This window comes from Pelagicoccus sp. SDUM812002 (assembly GCF_031127835.1).
Lineage (GTDB): Bacteria > Verrucomicrobiota > Verrucomicrobiia > Opitutales > Opitutaceae > Pelagicoccus.
This window is the reverse complement of sequence record NZ_JARXHX010000008.1, coordinates 185,751-202,111: the sequence shown is the minus strand read 5'-3', so window position 1 is coordinate 202,111 and position 16,361 is coordinate 185,751. Positions and strand designations below refer to the sequence as shown.

Annotated in this window: 16 protein-coding genes; 7 read left to right on the top strand and 9 right to left on the bottom strand. The window is 53.5% G+C overall.

Translation table 11 applies throughout. The annotated features are described in order from the left end of the window. Positions 1-41: 41 nt before the first annotated feature. The 3 genes from QEH53_RS13515 to QEH53_RS13505 all read left to right on the top strand — a co-directional run bounded on the left by QEH53_RS13515 (position 42) and on the right by QEH53_RS13505 (position 2,507). A complete protein-coding gene (locus QEH53_RS13515) occupies positions 42-533 on the top strand; it encodes a TlpA disulfide reductase family protein (RefSeq protein WP_309023736.1) in 492 nt (163 codons plus the stop codon). A 339-nt stretch (positions 534-872) separates the two neighbouring features. Further along, positions 873-1,391: an RNA polymerase sigma factor gene (locus QEH53_RS13510; RefSeq protein WP_309023735.1), complete on the top strand. Its 519-nt coding sequence runs from the start codon at positions 873-875 to the stop codon at positions 1,389-1,391. 123 nt (positions 1,392-1,514) lie between these two features. Next, a complete protein-coding gene (locus QEH53_RS13505; protein ID WP_309023734.1) occupies positions 1,515-2,507 on the top strand; it encodes a lipid A deacylase LpxR family protein in 993 nt (330 codons plus the stop codon). Here QEH53_RS13505 and QEH53_RS13500 read toward each other — a convergent pair. Both QEH53_RS13500 and QEH53_RS13495 read right to left on the bottom strand, forming a co-directional pair. Further along, complete coding sequence (locus tag QEH53_RS13500) at positions 2,491-2,910, bottom strand: DUF6691 family protein (protein ID WP_309023733.1); 420 nt, start codon at positions 2,908-2,910, stop codon at positions 2,491-2,493. The two genes, QEH53_RS13505 and QEH53_RS13500, sit on opposite strands and share 17 nt — an antisense overlap. After that, on the bottom strand, positions 2,910-3,323 hold the full coding sequence (locus QEH53_RS13495; protein ID WP_309023732.1) for a hypothetical protein: 414 nt from the start codon (positions 3,321-3,323) through the stop codon (positions 2,910-2,912). The genes QEH53_RS13500 and QEH53_RS13495 overlap by 1 nt, the downstream gene beginning before the upstream one ends. Positions 3,324-3,583: 260 nt before the next feature. Here QEH53_RS13495 and QEH53_RS13490 point away from each other — a divergent pair, with 260 nt between their 5' ends. Next, positions 3,584-4,744, top strand: coding sequence for a cellulase family glycosylhydrolase (locus QEH53_RS13490; protein WP_309023731.1), 1,161 nt, complete (start codon positions 3,584-3,586; stop codon positions 4,742-4,744). Positions 4,745-4,862: 118 nt separating this feature from the next. Continuing rightward, complete coding sequence (gene ppk2 / locus QEH53_RS13485) at positions 4,863-5,636, top strand: polyphosphate kinase 2 (protein ID WP_309023730.1); 774 nt, start codon at positions 4,863-4,865, stop codon at positions 5,634-5,636. Between the two features lie 82 nt (positions 5,637-5,718). Here the strand turns inward: ppk2 and QEH53_RS13480 are convergent, their stop codons facing one another. Further along, positions 5,719-6,099: an STAS/SEC14 domain-containing protein gene (locus tag QEH53_RS13480; protein ID WP_309023729.1), complete on the bottom strand. Its 381-nt coding sequence runs from the start codon at positions 6,097-6,099 to the stop codon at positions 5,719-5,721. Between the two features lie 205 nt (positions 6,100-6,304). Here QEH53_RS13480 and rlmN point away from each other — a divergent pair, with 205 nt between their 5' ends. Continuing rightward, positions 6,305-7,333: a 23S rRNA (adenine(2503)-C(2))-methyltransferase RlmN gene (gene rlmN, locus QEH53_RS13475; protein ID WP_309023728.1), complete on the top strand. Its 1,029-nt coding sequence runs from the start codon at positions 6,305-6,307 to the stop codon at positions 7,331-7,333. A 96-nt stretch (positions 7,334-7,429) separates the two neighbouring features. After that, entirely contained in the window at positions 7,430-8,725 is a 1,296-nt protein-coding gene (locus tag QEH53_RS13470) for an acetylxylan esterase (protein ID WP_309023727.1), read from the top strand. A gap of 63 nt (positions 8,726-8,788) precedes the next feature. Here the strand turns inward: QEH53_RS13470 and QEH53_RS13465 are convergent, their stop codons facing one another. The 6 genes from QEH53_RS13465 to QEH53_RS13440 form a co-directional block, all read right to left on the bottom strand. Beyond that, positions 8,789-8,962: a hypothetical protein gene (locus QEH53_RS13465; protein ID WP_309023726.1), complete on the bottom strand. Its 174-nt coding sequence runs from the start codon at positions 8,960-8,962 to the stop codon at positions 8,789-8,791. 398 nt (positions 8,963-9,360) lie between these two features. Then, on the bottom strand, positions 9,361-9,735 hold the full coding sequence (locus tag QEH53_RS13460; protein WP_309023725.1) for a response regulator: 375 nt from the start codon (positions 9,733-9,735) through the stop codon (positions 9,361-9,363). 6 nt (positions 9,736-9,741) lie between these two features. Beyond that, positions 9,742-11,001: a hybrid sensor histidine kinase/response regulator gene (locus QEH53_RS13455; RefSeq protein ID WP_309023724.1), complete on the bottom strand. Its 1,260-nt coding sequence runs from the start codon at positions 10,999-11,001 to the stop codon at positions 9,742-9,744. Beyond that, positions 10,998-13,682, bottom strand: coding sequence for an ATP-binding protein (locus QEH53_RS13450; RefSeq protein WP_309023723.1), 2,685 nt, complete (start codon positions 13,680-13,682; stop codon positions 10,998-11,000). The genes QEH53_RS13455 and QEH53_RS13450 overlap by 4 nt, the downstream gene beginning before the upstream one ends. Then, on the bottom strand, positions 13,675-15,105 hold the full coding sequence (locus tag QEH53_RS13445; RefSeq protein ID WP_309023722.1) for a methyltransferase: 1,431 nt from the start codon (positions 15,103-15,105) through the stop codon (positions 13,675-13,677). Before QEH53_RS13445 ends, QEH53_RS13450 begins: the two co-directional genes overlap by 8 nt. Next, positions 15,102-16,178, bottom strand: coding sequence for a hybrid sensor histidine kinase/response regulator (locus QEH53_RS13440; protein WP_309023721.1), 1,077 nt, complete (start codon positions 16,176-16,178; stop codon positions 15,102-15,104). The genes QEH53_RS13445 and QEH53_RS13440 overlap by 4 nt, the downstream gene beginning before the upstream one ends. Positions 16,179-16,361: the final 183 nt, after the last annotated feature.

The window sequence follows — 16,361 nt, the reverse complement described above, 5'->3', positions numbered from 1 at the left end:
GCGGTCTCGGAGAAAATAAGACTCCTACCCCCTTTCAGGCCGTGAAGAATACTACCATCCCTTTCCTGCTCCTCGTTGGCATCGTCAGCGTCATCGCCTTCCAGAGCAAACCGAGCGCCGCTTCGGACGCCGACGCTTTCATCGGCAAACCCGGTCCCGAATTCCACGCTCAAGAGTGGATTTCCGAAAAGCCTGAAATGGAGGGAAAGTACCTGCTCGTCGACTTTTGGGCGACATGGTGCGGGCCCTGTATCCGAGCCATTCCCCACATGAATGAGCTGCACACAGAGTTTCAAGATCGGCTAACTATCGTCGGCTTATCCAATGAGTCCCGCCAAAAGGTTGAGTCAATGAAATCCCCTGAAATGGAATACTACAGCGCCCTCGACCCCTCGAGCCGCATGGCGGGCTTCTTCGAAATACGCAGCATCCCTCATGTCGTTCTTATGGATCCAGAAGGCATCGTCGTCTACAAAGGCCATCCCGCCTACCTCACCACGAGTAAGGTTGAAGAGCTGCTCTCCTCAAACTAGGCGGTTCAATATCGCATTATCCCGAGCGGCATCTCAATCAGGAGTGCCGCTTTTTTGTGTCTGTCGCATGCCACCGAGAGTCTCCCATTCCTGCAGGGCGTGGGTTAAAACAAGCCAGTGTTCCCCGGACCTCCTCCCTGCTCAGTCATCTGCAACAAACGTCTCCATCACTTTAAAAAACCCACATGATTCTCAATAACAACACTTTAACCATCCGTAACCCAAACGTCTCAAACATTTTCCTAGCACTTTTTTAGTTTTTCGAAAACTATCGGCAATCAAACCGACCGACCGGTCGCTTTATCTGTTACAAATTCAAACACAAGCCAACGAATTGCCATGAAGTCCAACATCGAATCCTCTCCTATCCAGTCCGCGTCAGAACTCATCCGCCAAGGACGGAACTACGCCTACGGGTTCACTCGCAACACCCACGACGCCGAGGATCTCGCCCAGCAGGCTTGGCTCAAGCTGGTGCAAAAGTACGGCGAGGTCACGGACCGACGCCTGCTCTACCGAGCTATCCGCAACCTTTTCATAGACGGCGTTCGCCGGGCCAAGATCGTACAGTTTGACTCACTTGAGGATCGCGACTTCGCCATCGGTCGCGAACAAAGCTTCGGAGCCAATACCGACATCGATTCGCTTCTCAGCGTGCTCAGTGATAACGAGCGCACCTACCTGAAGATGAACGTAGTCGAAGGCTATACCGCTTCCGAAATCGCGGAGCGTACCGGTGTGCCACGCGGCACCATCCTCAGCCACACGCACCGAGCTCGCAAGAAACTGCACAAGCACTTCGAGTCCGAGTTCAACGAAGTGCAAGAGGAAGAAGCCGAATTGGCTGTAGCGGTGTAACGCCGCAACGAAACGAAACCGACATCCACTTTAAGAGGTCTACAGCAAATCCTGCTGTCAGGGGCGGAGCCTTGCCAAGAAACGGGGCACGCCCTGCAGCAAGCCTAACTTAAGCTTAATCAAATGACTATTAGCACAGTCAGATTGAAGACGCGCCAGCTGATCCGCGGGACCGCTCTCCTGCTAACTATACTCGTTGGCACCACGCTTGAAGCCGACCGCGAGATCGATTCCTTCACGATCCGTATGGAAAACGATGCTCCTGCCGGAACTGATTCCCGCTACACCGCTGGCACCGAATTCGACTTTGCATACAGACCGTATAACAAGCCCAACGAGAGCGCGAGCTACCACACTACGCTCGCCCTCGGACAGCTCATCTTCACTCCTGAAAACCTCGTTGCCGAAGAAATCGTAAAGGACGACCGGCCTTACGCAGGATGGAGCTACCTTCGATACGGCACCCACAAGAGCACTTACAATTCGCTCAAGTCTTGGCAACTCACGCTCGGTTTAGTCGGACCCAGCTCCTTCGCCGAAGATATCCAGCGGGCCGTGCACGAGTTGATAGACGACCGTATGCCGCTGGGGTGGCACAACCAGCTATCTGATGAATTCGGATACGCGATTGAACACAGCCGCAGTAAGACTCACATCGACTGGCAGCTGGGGGATGAACTGAATTTACAATTCTCCGAAAGCAATCGCGTTTCGTTAGGAAATATTGACAGCAGCCTAAGCCAAGGTTTTCAAATCCGTTTCGGCAAAAGGCCCGACATCGCTCATTCCTTTGATAGAATAGGCTCTCCCGCAACTGGCGTCACCCCGCGGGCTCCTTATCTCGCGGTACCTAAAGAACTACGTCCGTCGCGGGTTTACTGGGTACTCGGGGGCAAAATGAGCTACGTCGCTCAAAACCTGTTCATCGACGGAAACTCAAATGGCAGAAGTCACAGCGTCACTCGCAATCCTTGGGTCCAAGAGGTAGAAACTGGTTTATCGTATTCGAAACCTGGATTCAAACTCTCGGCTTTGATGATTTACCGCAGCGAGGAATTCCGAGAACAAGAAGGAGGCCAAAGCTTCGCCTCCGTTAGCCTCACTTTTCGCCGCTAAGGCCAGCTAATACCCGGTCCGCTCCATAGATCCCCAACAGAACAAACAGGAAGAAGAGCACCGTGGGAAACGAGCCTTGCCCCAAGATCACAATCGACGGTCCAGGGCATAGCCCGACCATCCCCCAGCCGATCCCAAAAAGGATACAGCCAGAGAAAAAACGCACGCCCATCCGCTCCGGATCAGAACTTACTCTGAAACGTTCCGGCGAAACCCAAGCAGCTATTCGCGTACCCAAGAGATAAATACACACAGCTGGCCCCAAAACAAAGAGCAGCGTTATATCCCAATCACCAAAGAAGTCTAAGAAACCACGCACCTTAGACGGTTGCGACATCCCCGAAACGCCTAGGCCTAGAGCAAATACCACGCCAGCAAGGAAAGCGAAAACGTTCTGTTTCATTATGAAGTTCCTCCCATTACGAGGACTGCAACCGCACCCGATACGATAAAGATTACGGTCGCAACTACGGAATCGAGATCCAGATTACCCATGCCACACAAGCTGTGACCGCTCGTGCAACCTCCCGCTATCCTTGCTCCGCCTCCGACCAGCAAGGCTGCTAAGCCTAAGACCCACAGATCGGCGCTCAATGGCTCCGAGATCGCTGAGGGGTAAATCCAGTTCAGAGAAAGGGCCGCTAAAAGCATTCCAGCCAAGAAACTCAGCCGCCATCCCGCAACCGTAAGCTTGAAGCTTAAGGCTTTACTCAAAAAGCCTGAAATTCCTAGAGGATATCCTAGCGCCAAACGCAAAAACAGAGCCGTGCCTCCCAGCAGTACTCCTCCAGCCAAAGCACTAAGGTAATCGTTCATAGAGCGAAAAGAAATATCGCTATCCTCCTAAGGTCAACTCTCGCCACCACCCTTTCCGAGTGCTCGATGGAAGAGTCACAGTGGCCGTATTCGTCAAAGAGTTACGGAGCGCCCAGCACAGACTCATCCGATCAATTCGGACTCAGCACTATGAAATATGAGATAGAGAGCGCTGATCGCACGATGAGATTTGCCTTCCAGTCCCGAATCTCAAAAGGTGAAAAGACGCTATAAACTATAACTTTCTACCCGTTCACAGCATGAGCTCTGCCCCTATCCCTAGAAGAGACTTCATTAGGAAATCAGCCGTCGGTCTCGCGGCTGCCGGTATCACCTCTCGAGCTCTCGCGTCCGCCGAAACGACTATGCAAACGAAACCGCTCCATCAATCCCTGCCGAAATGGAAAGGCTTCAATTTCCTCGATTTCTTTGTGCCTAACCCTCAGGAAGGCCGACCGAAGACCGCAGAAGAGAGTTTCAAGTGGATGCGAGACTGGGGATTCGACTTCGTGCGCATACCCATGGCGTATCCATATTTCCTAGACATAGATTACGATAGAGATATCACTCCGGACGAGGTCTATGAGTTTTCCGAAAAGAAGGTAGCGGAAGTCGATGCCATTATCGAAAAGGCCCACAAATACGGCCTGCATGTCAGCCTAAACCTCCACCGAGCCCCAGGCTACTGTATCAATGCTGGCTTCCATGAACCCTACAATCTCTGGACCGACCAAGCCGCCCTTGATGCTTTTTGCCACCACTGGGGCATGTGGAGCAATCGCTACAGCGGCCTTTCGAAGCAGCTCATCAGCTTCGATCTCCTCAACGAGCCATCCCTGCGCGAGGACATGAACGACCAGCACGGCAAACGTGAAACTGTGCCACCGGAAACGTACCATCGGGTTGCTAAGGCTGCAGTGCAAAGTATCCGTCAACACGCCCCCGACCACCTTATCGTAGCCGATGGGAACAATGGTGGACACGTCGCCGTACCCGAGCTCGCCGACCTGGATATCGCCCAAAGCTGCCGCGGCTATTTCCCTTTCGATATCTCCCACCACAAAGCGCCGTGGGTCTACAAAGACACAGAGAATCTGCCTCCCCCTAAATGGCCCGACGGCCCCGGGGCCAACCGGAGAGCCCTCGAAGAATTCTACAAGCATTGGTTCGACCTACAAGACCAAGCTGTCGGCGTGCACTGCGGCGAATGTGGTTGCTACAACGAAACTCCACACGACGTATTTCTAGCCTGGTTCGGAGACGTACTTAGCGTGCTCGCGGAGCGAGACATCGGCTTCGCGCTTTGGGAAATGCACGGCGACTTCGGCATCCTTGACTCCGGACGCTCCGACGTGGATTACGAAGACTGGTACGGGCATAAGCTCGACCGCAAGCTTCTCGAGCTACTGCGAAAGGTCTAGACCACCCAGATTCAAGCGTCGCCTTGATGCTCTGATCGGCGCGGAACTGTCACCCGTCGATCGAATGTATTGTTGCCAGCAGCAGCCGAGCGAAGTCTATTCGATCCGCATTTTGCCCATGAAAGATTCGCCCGAATACCAAGCCGAACTCCAAGACCTACAACGCGAGCTCGTCCTCCTGCAGCAAGACATCGCCAACAACAACAAGCGGCTGCTGATCATTTTCGAAGGGCGCGACGCCGCTGGAAAAGGCGGCGCCATCCGCCATTTCACCCGCCATCTCAACCCGCGGGCCATGCGCGTCATCGCCCTTCCGAAGCCGACAGAAAAGGAGCTGGGGCAATGGTTCTTCCAGCGTTACTTCCTCGGGCTCCCTAACCCTGGCGAAATCATTTTCTTCGACCGCAGTTGGTACAACCGGGCCGTCGTGGAACCCGTCATGGGCTTCTGCACCAAGGATCAATACGAAGAGTTCATTGGGCAGGTGAACAACATCGAGAAGATGCTCATCGACGATGGCATCCAAATCATAAAATTCTGGTTCTCCATTAACCGCACTGCCCAGCACGACCGCTTCGAAGCACGAAAGTCCGACATCCTAAAGCAGTGGAAACTCAGCACCGTCGACGCTCTCGCCCAAGAGAAATGGGACGATTTCACTTTCTACAAGGAGAAGATGTTCGAACGCACTCATACCCTCAGCTCCCCTTGGGTGATCGTGAACGGAAACCACAAACCCAAAGCACGCCTCGAATCGATTCGCCACGTGCTCACCCAGTCTGACTACGAAGGCAAGGGCACAACCGGCACACGGCTACACCCGGACCCCAAATTAATTCGCCCCTACGACCTCGACTACCTCGTGGCTAAACGCGAATCCGATAGGCTCTGAGTAAAGCCGGACAACGAGGGTCGGACAAAGCGACGTGAAATCGCTATTCGTACCCAATTTATTCATACAATCTAGACGTAGCTTAAGTCCCCTCGCGCAACCAGGCCCGAGCCAACTCGATTTCGGTAAAGTCGTAATAATTCACGTCCGCCTTGGTAAAGGGTTTGCACAAGGTAGCCATTGCCTTTTCCCAGGTCTTGTTACCCACGATCGCCATGCGGAAAATTGCATTATAATGATGCAAGCCGAACTTCGCATCCTCAAGAAGGCCATCTAAGGTCCAGCCATCGAATTCAACGCAATCGAAGAGCAAGCGAATCTGCCCGAACCTCGCCACCCCATCATCCACAACCGGGATAAACTGCTCGCAGTCTGCCTGCGTCAGCTTTCCGCAAACCTTAACCTCAACGATCTTGCCATCAGCCCAAGTCCGGACCTGCAAGTCATGCATCTTTATAGCCATGAGAATCCTTCTGTCTACGCGGAAGGCCTCTCCTTCCGATTCGAAGAAACTTAAACGCAGTGCTCACTATTCGCAAACTCGTCCCACGAATATATAAAATTAGTCCCGAGCGGAGGTCGTCGCTATTTCGAAACAAACTTGCCCCCATCTATCTCCTAACTATTCCCAAGCACACTCGAAATCGCACCGCAAAGCACCGAATACCATGAAACACTCACTCTACGACATCTCGATACTCTCGAAGCACCTAAGCCGCAAAGGCTTGGGCGAACGCGAGCTTCGTCGTAGCAACCGCCTGCTCTTCCGTGAATTCAAACAGCTCGAAGAAATTGGCTGGGACAAGCCCCTTCTTGAGGACATCAAAAACAACTTCGAGACCTCTTACCTCACACTCGTTTCCCGCATCGATTCCAACGTCGACGGCGCCAGCAAGCTGCTCTTCGAAACACGGGACGGGAAAAAGATCGAAACCGTCATCCTCCGTATCGCCACCGGACGCACCAGCATCTGCGTTTCCTCCCAAGTGGGCTGCACCGAAAAGTGCCGTTTTTGCGCAACCGGCGAGCTGGGCTTCTTTCGCAACCTCAAACGCGAGGAAATCCTCGACCAAGTCGTACAAGCTGGCCGCATCCTTGCTTCCGAAGACCGCAACCTCCGAAACATCGTCTTCATGGGCATGGGAGAGCCGCTGCGCAACTACGAGAACCTCATGGGCGCCCTCGAACTGCTGACCACCCAAAACGTCTTCGATTTCGCCCCAAAACGCATCACGGTATCCTCTTTGGGGATACCGGAACTGATTCTCAAATTTGCCCGACGCTTCCCCCAAGTCGGATTCGCGCTCAGCCTAAACGGGTCCAATGACGAGGGACGTAGTGCCGTGATGCCCATCAACGACCGCTACCCCATGTCCCAACTCCGCTCCATGCTCGAAAAGCTAGAGGAGATTCGCGGCACCGGCGCCATGATCGAGTACATCATGTTCAAGGACCTCAACGACAGCCTAGAAGCCGCTGACGAAGTTGCCGCATTCCTGAAAGGTCTCGACACCCACATAAACCTTATCCCCTATAACCCCGACTACTCCCTCGACAAGTCCTACCTCCCTTCCGACACCCCAACCATCGAGGCCTTCAAAGAGCGCCTGCAAGACGCCGGATACACGGTTACCCGACGTTTCTCCCTCGGCCAAGACATAGCTGCCGCCTGCGGCCAGCTCGCCAATAAGGGCTAGGGGCGGCTTTCCTCCAAAACACGGGGAACGACAGTGCTTTCTCTCTCCATTTGACCATTTTCACCCTTTACCTAAGGTCTTGGTACAACCCTACCCATGAAGCTACAAAACGCCCTAATCGTCGCCTTACTCCTTACCGTGCCTGCACTTCTCTCTGCGGCCCAGCTTAAGCTTAGCCTGAACAAGACAGACGGAGTCTACCAAAAAGGCGAAACCGTCGAGCTAAGCTTCTCGGCTGATAGCGAGCAAGACGCCCCTCTCCAACTGAAAATCCAGAAGAACAACCAGGAGGTGGTAGATCAAACCCTCGCCCTCCCCTCAGGTACCTCAAACCACACTTTCCAATACACGTTCAACGAAGCAGGTAGCATCATCTTCGAAGCCCACTACGGCGATGCCAGCGATACAATCGGAATCGTCATTTCACCGGACGAATTAAACCCTGGCAGCCAGCGTCCCCAAGATTTCGATACTTACTGGACCAAGGAAAAAGCGAGGTCGAAAGAGCTTCGACTCAAAGTTGACCAACAAGCTATCGAGCTCGATCCGAGCGAAAGCGGCCACGAGGCCTACGACGTCGAAATCAACAGCCCCGGACCACAACCGATGCGGGCAATCTTCGCCAAGCCAGCAAACGCGCAGCCGGGTACCCTACCCATCGTCATCCAATACCGAGCGGCAGGTGTCAAAGGAGAGTGGTGTCGCGCCAATACCCACGAGGCCCTTAAACTCTCTAAACGCGGCAACGGAGCCCTCGCCCTCGACACCAACGCCCACGGCATGCTCAACCACGAAGAGGAGGCCTACTACGAAGATCTGGAGAGCGGACCGCTCAAAAACTATTCCGATTTGGGCAATACCGACCGCGACGCCTTTTATTTTCGCTTCATGTACCATCGCATGCTCCGAAGCATCGAGTTCATGACTCGCCAACCCGAGTGGGACGGCAAGCGAATCCTCGTGATCGGCGAAAGCCAAGGAGGTGGCCAAGCGCTCGCCGCAGTTGGGCTAGACCCGCGTGTGACCGCCGCTGTCGTCAATGTCCCTGCCATGTGCGATTGGGGAGGTCCGCTCGCAGGACGAAAAGGTGGATGGCCCAAACCCATCGATTGGAACAAGGGCAATCCTGAGATTCTAGAGGCGGTTCCCTACTTCGATGCCGCACATTTGCTGACGGGCTCGCAAGCGACCATCTTCGCCGAGATAGGCCTGATAGACCAAACGTGTCCCTCAACTTCGATCTACGCTGCTCTGAACCAAGCTGACGGAAAAGTCATCAGCTACCCCGTCACATATCGCGAGCACGGCTGGCCAAAAGGCGAAGACCGCGAGCACTGGGATGTGCACGCTTTCGCCGCGAGAAACGCCTTCATCGAAGACTATTTGAAATAAGCTATGCTACTACTGGGCAAACACAGGCCCATCTACCCAGCTAGCGATTAGCTGAAAATCGCCTTAGCGATGCGTCGCCATGCGACGCTCGCGAGCAGTGCGGTTCAGGGCAGACTTGATGAGCTCGGCCCTCTTCTTTTGAGCTTCAGTTAGCTCAGGGCGCACGGCTTGCTTCTGCTCTTCTTCAGACCGCTGAGCTTCAGATTCTCTACGGGTAGTATAAGTTTGGTAATTCATAACGACGATAGGAGTTTGTATTGGAGTGTCCCTTTTGGGACGAGCACAGGAGAGCGAACGAGCTCCCTTCCAATCGAGCCATTCGCGTACTTTTGGTGAGGCGCCTTGAAAGGCGCAAAAACCGGAATTCTAGAGGAATTCCGGTCGTACCAGATCCAGATTTCTTCCCAAATGCATGCTAATTGCCAAGATGGGATCGAGAAAAACGGACCACTTGAACGAGTACCCTAGCCAAGCTTCCCCAAAGGTAAAGCAATGTAAGTCGATTTCACAAAACAATGCGGATCGCTAATACACCGGGACAAAATTGCTCCACCTTCGGGAAACAAAAAACCATGCTGTCGCATCGGTCCTTTCACAAAGACGCGACGCCAATGAGACACTTTTTACGATCGTCCCTACAGGTTTTCCAAAGCTCGAATCATTTCCGCAGCTTCTACCGGCTTGTCGAAAAAGCGGTCTACGCCGACCCGTTCCGCCTCGCCCCGTAATCCTGGGTCTACACAGCCTGTAAGCATGAAAATAGGAGCTGAGGAGCGCAGCTTCAACTCGCGAATCGTATCGATCCCGCTCGTTCCATCCATCCTCTGGTCCACCACGGCCAGCTGGTAATCGATCGGCCGCAGGGCATCGATCACCGAATCTCCATCTTCCGCCGTCAAGACATCCCAGCCATAGTGGCTAAACAGCATATCCAATGACTCCAAAACCATGGGATCGTCATCGATAATGAGCACTCGGTTGCGCCCGCCCTGTTTACCCTTCGACAGCATCAATATTTATTCTCCAATCAACTTCTTTTCCCATGCTCGCTCCGCTTCCATCACCCGCTGAAGGAATGCCTCCTCGCCTTGCAATGACGGCATCGAACTTGGGTCAACTGGAAGCCAAATATCGAAGCGAACACCTCCCATTTCAGATTTCTCAGCGCTGATCGAGCCGGAATGGTGATGAATGAGGAAAAAGGCCGCCAAGAGGTTGATTCCATACTGATCAGGCTGGCCTCGACGGGTGAAGAACGGGTCGAAAAGGCATTGTAGATTCTCTGCCGTCAGCCCTGGTCCGTCGTCCTCGAGAACCGCACGCACACCAGCCTTGCCATCAACTGAATCCTGCGATTCCAGGGAAATCCGAATCGTACCCCCTTCGTTCGCATTCGCACTCTCATCCTTCAGAAGCAATTCGAAAAGACGGGATATCATTCCTCGACTCGCTGCGATCGGAGGAACTTCTCCAGCCGAAAATTCCACCGTGATAGAGCGACCTGAGAACACTTCGCTCTCTCGCTCCAAAGCTTCGCGAACGACAGTAGCCAGGTCGACCTGGTCGTCGTCTGGCACGGGCGGCGGTTCCGGGATTTCCTGCACCTCCTTGAGAAGATCCAACACTTTCTGCATCGAATCCTGAGCGGTGGTATAAAAGTCGTTCCAGTAATTCGGATTACGCAAGCTGTCCAGACTCACGTTCTCGCTCTGAAGCTTGAGCGGAGCGAGGTCGAGAAAGGTCTTAACCGCGGTCAGCCCGTTGCGCATGTGATGGTTCAACCCGGCCGCGAAAACCCCTAGGCTAATCAAGCGATCCGTCATCATAAGGCGCTGCAGAGCAGAGAGCTTCTCCCGCATCAAAAGGTCGCGCTCACGCTGTATCAGGTAAAATTCCATGGAGCGCATCACGTTCATCTCCAGCTCCGGAGTTTCCACGGGCTTAGTGATATACTTGTAGATGGCTCCTACATTTACTGCATCGATCGCCGCTTGGATGTCCGCGTAAGCAGTACAAAGAATTCGGATAGTGCGCGGTCTCGCTGCCCGGATCTTTTCAAGCAAATCCGTTCCTTGATCTCCAGGCATCCGCTGGTCTGTCACGATGACCGCAAACGAGTCCGGATTTTCCTCAAACTTCGCCCAGGCCTCTTCCGCATTGTAAGCAGGCACGATATCAAAAGTATCCATAAGATACTCACACACTAAGTCTGTGGTTTGAACTTCGTCGTCTACGAAGAGAACTCGATATTTCTTATAGTCGTATTGGCCTGTCATTTAGAGTCGGATACAGTTTTTTGAGTTGTTGAGTATGCAGGGAAAGTCATCGAGAACCGGCACCATTGGCCTGCTTCGCTTTCCACGAATACAGTTCCTTGATGCTGCTGGATTATTCGGTGGCAAATGCTTAGGCCGAGGCCCACGCCTTGTCCAACCTTCTTGGTCGTAAAGAAAGCATCAAAAATTCTCGCCAGAGCTTCCTTCTCGATACCCATTCCATTGTCTTCGAAACTGATATGTACGCGCTCAGAGTCCACTTGGCAGCTCACGTTCATCTCCCGTTTCTCTGCGCCTTTTTCCCGAAGGCTGTCTACGGAATTTTGCAGCAGGTTGATGAATAAGTGTACTAGCTGGTTCTGGTTTCCCCGAATCAAAGCTGCACCTTGCAGGTCTTTTTTTAGGCTGATCTCCGATACGGGAATCTGCACGAAGCGAATTGCATTTTCCAGAGCCGCATTCAAGTCGACCTTATCAAATCGCTTTGTGTCTGGGTGGGTGAACTCGCGAAGACTCGAAACGATCTCGGATACACGCCGAATCCCATCATGCAGATCGGCTAAGGGCTTTTCCAAAAGATCGGGCTCCGGATGAGGCGAGCGAGAAAGCCGCTTCTTGATCAAGTGTATCGATGTAGTGGCGAAGTTGAGCGGATTATTCACCTCGTGCAGCAACCCAGCGCTAAGCTGACCTAGAGACGCCATCTTGGCCTGCTGCACCATTTGCGTCTCGGTCTGCTTGATTAATTCGAGAGCCTCTTCGAGTCGCACCGTACGGTCTTCGACCTGCTGTTGCATTTCGTACACCGATGCAAGATTGCGACAACGAGCAAGCAACTCGGTCGAGGAAAAAGGCTTCGTCAAAAAATCCGTCGCCCCAGCGTCAAGCGCCTGAAACTTAGACTCCTCGTCCGCCCGAGCAGTCAGAATCACGATCGGCACTCCGCGATGACTTGGCATCTCACGCAGGCGACGCGTCGCTTCGATCCCATCCACCCGCGGCATCATGAAGTCGAGCAATATTAAATGGTGGCGCCGTTCCGCGGCTATCTTCAGGGCTTCAGCCCCATCACGAGCCTCGTCGATACGGTACCGCCCGCGCAACTGAGAGCGGAGAAAGCGCATCATTTCAGGCTCGTCATCCGCAACGAGAATTCCGGGTAGCTCATCTTCTTCGGGACCCTCGCCTCGTACAACCGCGCCCTCAGACCGAGCACTCGTATCCGCGCCATTGCTACTTTTGGCATGAGAAGGGAAGAAATCTGCCCGTCGATACAACTGCTCCAGCCACTTCGTATTCACGCCCTCATTACTATCTGGAGCCTCCGGAGTGACAGGTTCCAGTGGTACGGATACATCCAAATCTACCTGCATCGTAGTGCCCTCTCCAAGCACGCTTTGAGCGGAAACCCCTCCGCCGTGGAGCTGGGCCAAGTCACGAACTAAAGCCAATCCAATCCCGACGCCTTGATAACGCCGGTTCGAAGCAGTCTCGGATTGCCAAAAACGATCAAACACGCTGGCCAATTCCTCGGGAGCAATTCCTTTGCCCGTATCGATCACCTCGATACGCAGGAGATTCGCCTCGCGACGAGCGCGTAAGACAATTCGTCCACCGGGCGGAGTAAACTTGATAGCGTTAAAAAGTAGGTTCAGCAAAATCTTCTCCACCTTCTCCCGATCGAGATTAACCGTCTTGTCCGCTCCCGCCTCGATCTCCCACGAAAAGTCCAAACTCCGCTCTTGGGCCATCGGATAGAAGGATCGACATACCCCCTCCAAATAGGCGACCAACTCTACGCTCGCTGGGCGGAGCTTGAGCGACCCTGCGTCGAGACGGACGAGGTTGAGCAAATCGTTAATCAGACGCATCAAACGCATCGCATTCTGCTGCATGATGTCGAGCAACTCCTCGCGTTCCTCTTCCGAAAAATCTTTGCCCGGACGCCGCATTCGATCGAGCGGTCCAATCAAGAGAGTCAATGGCGTCCGCAGCTCATGACTGATATTGGCGAAAAAGTTCGTCTTCGCCTTATCCATTTCAACCAGTTTCAAGTTCGACGCCTCTAACTCCTCTCGATTAGCGTCCAACTCGTGCCGCAATCCGAACTCGCGATAACGCATGCGGTTGAGAAAAAAGCTTCCCGTCACCACAATCACGCCAGTCAGCACGATAAAGTATAGATTGTTGATTAAGAGCGAAAGCGAACTGTCACCATGGAAATAACAGGCCGCCCCATACATGACTAGTGTCAACAAAACGGATACAAGGCTCTCAACGAAATCGACCTGGGCAACCCACGCCAAACCGATCAAAACCAAATTCAAGCCTGCGTAGTAAGGCGAGTATACGCCCTCAGTATAATAAATCATCAAAGCGATGAACAAGGATGGCTGCGTATACCAAAGCAGTCCGAAGAGGCGGTAGTAGCGCTTCCCAAAGGCTTGCCCCAAGGACCACCAAATTCCGAATACAATCGCAGAACAAAGAACTCTTAACTGAAAGAAAAAGCCGAGTTGATCGGGATAGACGAAGTAGTCGAGCAACGCACCGAAAGGCATCAGGAATACAACAAGGAGACAGCCAACTCTAGAGTTCGCTATACGAAAGGACTTGTTGTAATCGATGAAACGCTCGCGAAGCTCCTCCTCGCTCCAACCCGACTTTCGAGGCTCACTCATCCGGCTTTCGCACTTCCAAGAAGATGTTAACCCCCGTCTCATCTTTATGGACCTTGACGGCTTCAGGATCAGCGGCCCTCGGGGCGAGGTTCGCCAACTCGTCCGCATCGCGGTAGATCAAGTGCCACTCCATCACGTATTCCATCATGTAGCGGACTGGATTGCTCGAATCTACGTTGGTCGCGACTAGCAAGCCGCCTGGTGCCAGCATCTCGTAAAACGTCTCCAAAAGCCGCTGGCATACTCGATCCGAAAGGTAGTCAAACAGTCCAGCGCAATAGACGACATCATAGCGTTGAACACCCTCGTCCGAATCGCCGATTCGTGCCCCCTCCCGCAGGATTTGGTTTACCGAGCGTTGGATCATGCGAAGGGGAGTGGAGCGCCGATGCTTCGCTTTGATATCACCTAGCAATTGGGCCGTTCGGTCGATTGTTTCTTTATTGAAGTCGAGCAGAGCAAAGTCTGCTCGTTCACACAAATCGTCGTCCATGAGAAACCCCTGCACCTCGCGAGCTGGGCCACAGCCAAGGTTGAAGATTCGCGCGGTCTTGCCCGCGCGCATGCGGCGGCGCGTTTCGGACGATAGCATGCCCATCAGGTAGGTTATGCGGTTACGGTGGGCCTCTGCTGGGGGCGCCGCTACGAAAAAGCTGTTAACTATCTTGGCGAAGATAGAAGCTCCCTCCTTCGGGTCGCGCAAAATCATGTTCACCATTTCATAGTCGCCCGCGTAACCGAGAGGCTTCTCGTAAGTGCGATGCACGAAAGGAGCGCACATGACGAGAGGGTGAAGCTGGCGGCGGCAGTAGGCCCGGTGAATGGACGCCGCCTCGTCGGCTACTCTCTCCGTGACGACCTCAAATTTCTTGAACTGCTCGGCAACGACAGGGAGTACCATTGTATTCACTCTTTCGATCACCTGCACCTCGTTGCGTGCGCGGTCGGGTGGAGGTGACGAACGTACAGCAATCTCCAATTGCTCGGTCCAGCGCTGCAAGTCCGTCAACAAGGTCTCGATGTCCGAAACGACAACCTTCAACTCGGGGGAAACCGCTTCGAGCTTGCTCCAATCCTTTATCAGGCGATCGAAGTCTGAAGCCAGCCGCTCGACTTGGGTCGCCGGAGACAGGATTTCCACATCCATCCAGCTCTCGTCATCCAGGGTAGCCTCGCAGACCAGCACCAGGCCCGTGTTCACCATGTTGCTCACGATGGCCCGACCGCTGTAGACCTTACGCGAATTTATGATGATCTCAAATTCACCCAACACCTCGGACAGCTGCAAGATGCTGTAAGGATTGTAGACCTCGAAGGTGACGAGATAACGGGTCATCCGCATCAAGGTGGCCCTTAATTGGGTCCCCTGGCTGTTGCGGCAAATGATAATACTTTCGTTTTCTAGGTCTTGGCTGCTGTTCATCTACAAGCGGGAAGCTGGACGGTAAATGTGGTTCCGCGACCGGGTCGCGAACAAATGGTTATCGATCCCTTGGCTCCCTCCACAATGTGGCGGGCGATAAAAAGCCCCAACCCGGTACCTTTCTTTTTGGTAGTATAGCGCGGCTCAAAAACGCGTTGGGTCTCACTCGGCGCGATCCCGTCGCCATTGTCGCGAACCGTAAACTCTACGGATTCGTCCCGCGAATACGCCCGGAGGATCACCTTCCCAAAGGCTCGAGGCGATGCTTCTATCGCGTTCTGCAGGAGATTTACTAAAATCCGAGCCGTCGCATGGCGGTTTAGCTGGGGGATGACATCACCCTTCTCCACGTCCATTATCAAAGACACTTCCTTGGCTTCCGCTCTCAGGCTAACAAATCCCACCGCCTCCTGCGATATCTCCTCAAGGGTCGCATAATCGTTTACCAAAGTGTGCGGCTCGGAAAACGCTCTCCACTGGTCAATCAAGGACCCGAGGTAAGCCACATTCTGTTCGATCATTCGGGCGAGCTTGCGACGTGTTTCCTCGTCGTCCGTACCTTCCTTGAGAAGCAGGGTTAAGGCCTGCAGACTGGTCAAGGGGTTGCTAACGTCATGCAAGAACGTGGAGGAAACCAATCCTTCCTCTGGCACCTCATAGCGGCTGCGCTCTTCACCCACCCGCAACTCTTGGGCTTCCGCCTCTTCTTCATCCACGAGCTCCTTCAGGCGAGAACGCAACTTCGCCGCATCGAAGGGCTTGTGCAAGCAGTCTGACGCCCCCAAGCGCATGGACTCCTCCACTACGTCCAAAGTCGCGTAACCCGTTAAGATTATGACTCGCACCGATCGGTCTAGAGTCCGAATCGATCGCAGCGCCTCCAATCCATGCTGGTCGGGCAAATGCAAATCCAATATCACCACACTCGGCTGGATCGTATCGAAGAGCCGGATGCCGTCTCGCACTGTATCCGCCGCATAGGGCTCGTAGTCATCCTTGAGCAACATCGAAAGCGCTGCGCTCACGGAAGGGTCGTCGTCGATGAGTAGTATTTTTTTTTTATTATTCGTCAAAACGGCACTCTCCCAAATCTTAAAAGCACAGTTGTAGGATCACTCAGGAAACATACAAGTGCCAAAGCCCAATATTGGGCCCAAGGCTAGCCAATTATGCATTACAGTAAATGCCTTTCACTGATAAAGTTAGGGGAAAAATGTAGCGTAATTTACGGAGCCATGGAGTACTTACCCTAAGCA

Coding starts and splice junctions, on each gene's coding strand:
- QEH53_RS13490 (WP_309023731.1), top strand. CDS start 3,584: ATGAGCTCTGCCCCTATCCCTAGAAGAGACTTCATTAGGAAATCAGCC.
- QEH53_RS13500 (WP_309023733.1), bottom strand. CDS start 2,910: ATGAAACAGAACGTTTTCGCTTTCCTTGCTGGCGTGGTATTTGCTCTA.
- QEH53_RS13460 (WP_309023725.1), bottom strand. CDS start 9,735: ATGCTGTCGAAGGGTAAACAGGGCGGGCGCAACCGAGTGCTCATTATC.
- QEH53_RS13495 (WP_309023732.1), bottom strand. CDS start 3,323: ATGAACGATTACCTTAGTGCTTTGGCTGGAGGAGTACTGCTGGGAGGC.
- ppk2 (WP_309023730.1), top strand. CDS start 4,863: ATGAAAGATTCGCCCGAATACCAAGCCGAACTCCAAGACCTACAACGC.
- QEH53_RS13505 (WP_309023734.1), top strand. CDS start 1,515: ATGACTATTAGCACAGTCAGATTGAAGACGCGCCAGCTGATCCGCGGG.
- QEH53_RS13445 (WP_309023722.1), bottom strand. CDS start 15,105: ATGAACAGCAGCCAAGACCTAGAAAACGAAAGTATTATCATTTGCCGC.
- QEH53_RS13465 (WP_309023726.1), bottom strand. CDS start 8,962: ATGAATTACCAAACTTATACTACCCGTAGAGAATCTGAAGCTCAGCGG.
- QEH53_RS13510 (WP_309023735.1), top strand. CDS start 873: ATGAAGTCCAACATCGAATCCTCTCCTATCCAGTCCGCGTCAGAACTC.
- QEH53_RS13455 (WP_309023724.1), bottom strand. CDS start 11,001: ATGACAGGCCAATACGACTATAAGAAATATCGAGTTCTCTTCGTAGAC.
- QEH53_RS13470 (WP_309023727.1), top strand. CDS start 7,430: ATGAAGCTACAAAACGCCCTAATCGTCGCCTTACTCCTTACCGTGCCT.
- QEH53_RS13480 (WP_309023729.1), bottom strand. CDS start 6,099: ATGGCTATAAAGATGCATGACTTGCAGGTCCGGACTTGGGCTGATGGC.
- rlmN (WP_309023728.1), top strand. CDS start 6,305: ATGAAACACTCACTCTACGACATCTCGATACTCTCGAAGCACCTAAGC.
- QEH53_RS13450 (WP_309023723.1), bottom strand. CDS start 13,682: ATGAGTGAGCCTCGAAAGTCGGGTTGGAGCGAGGAGGAGCTTCGCGAG.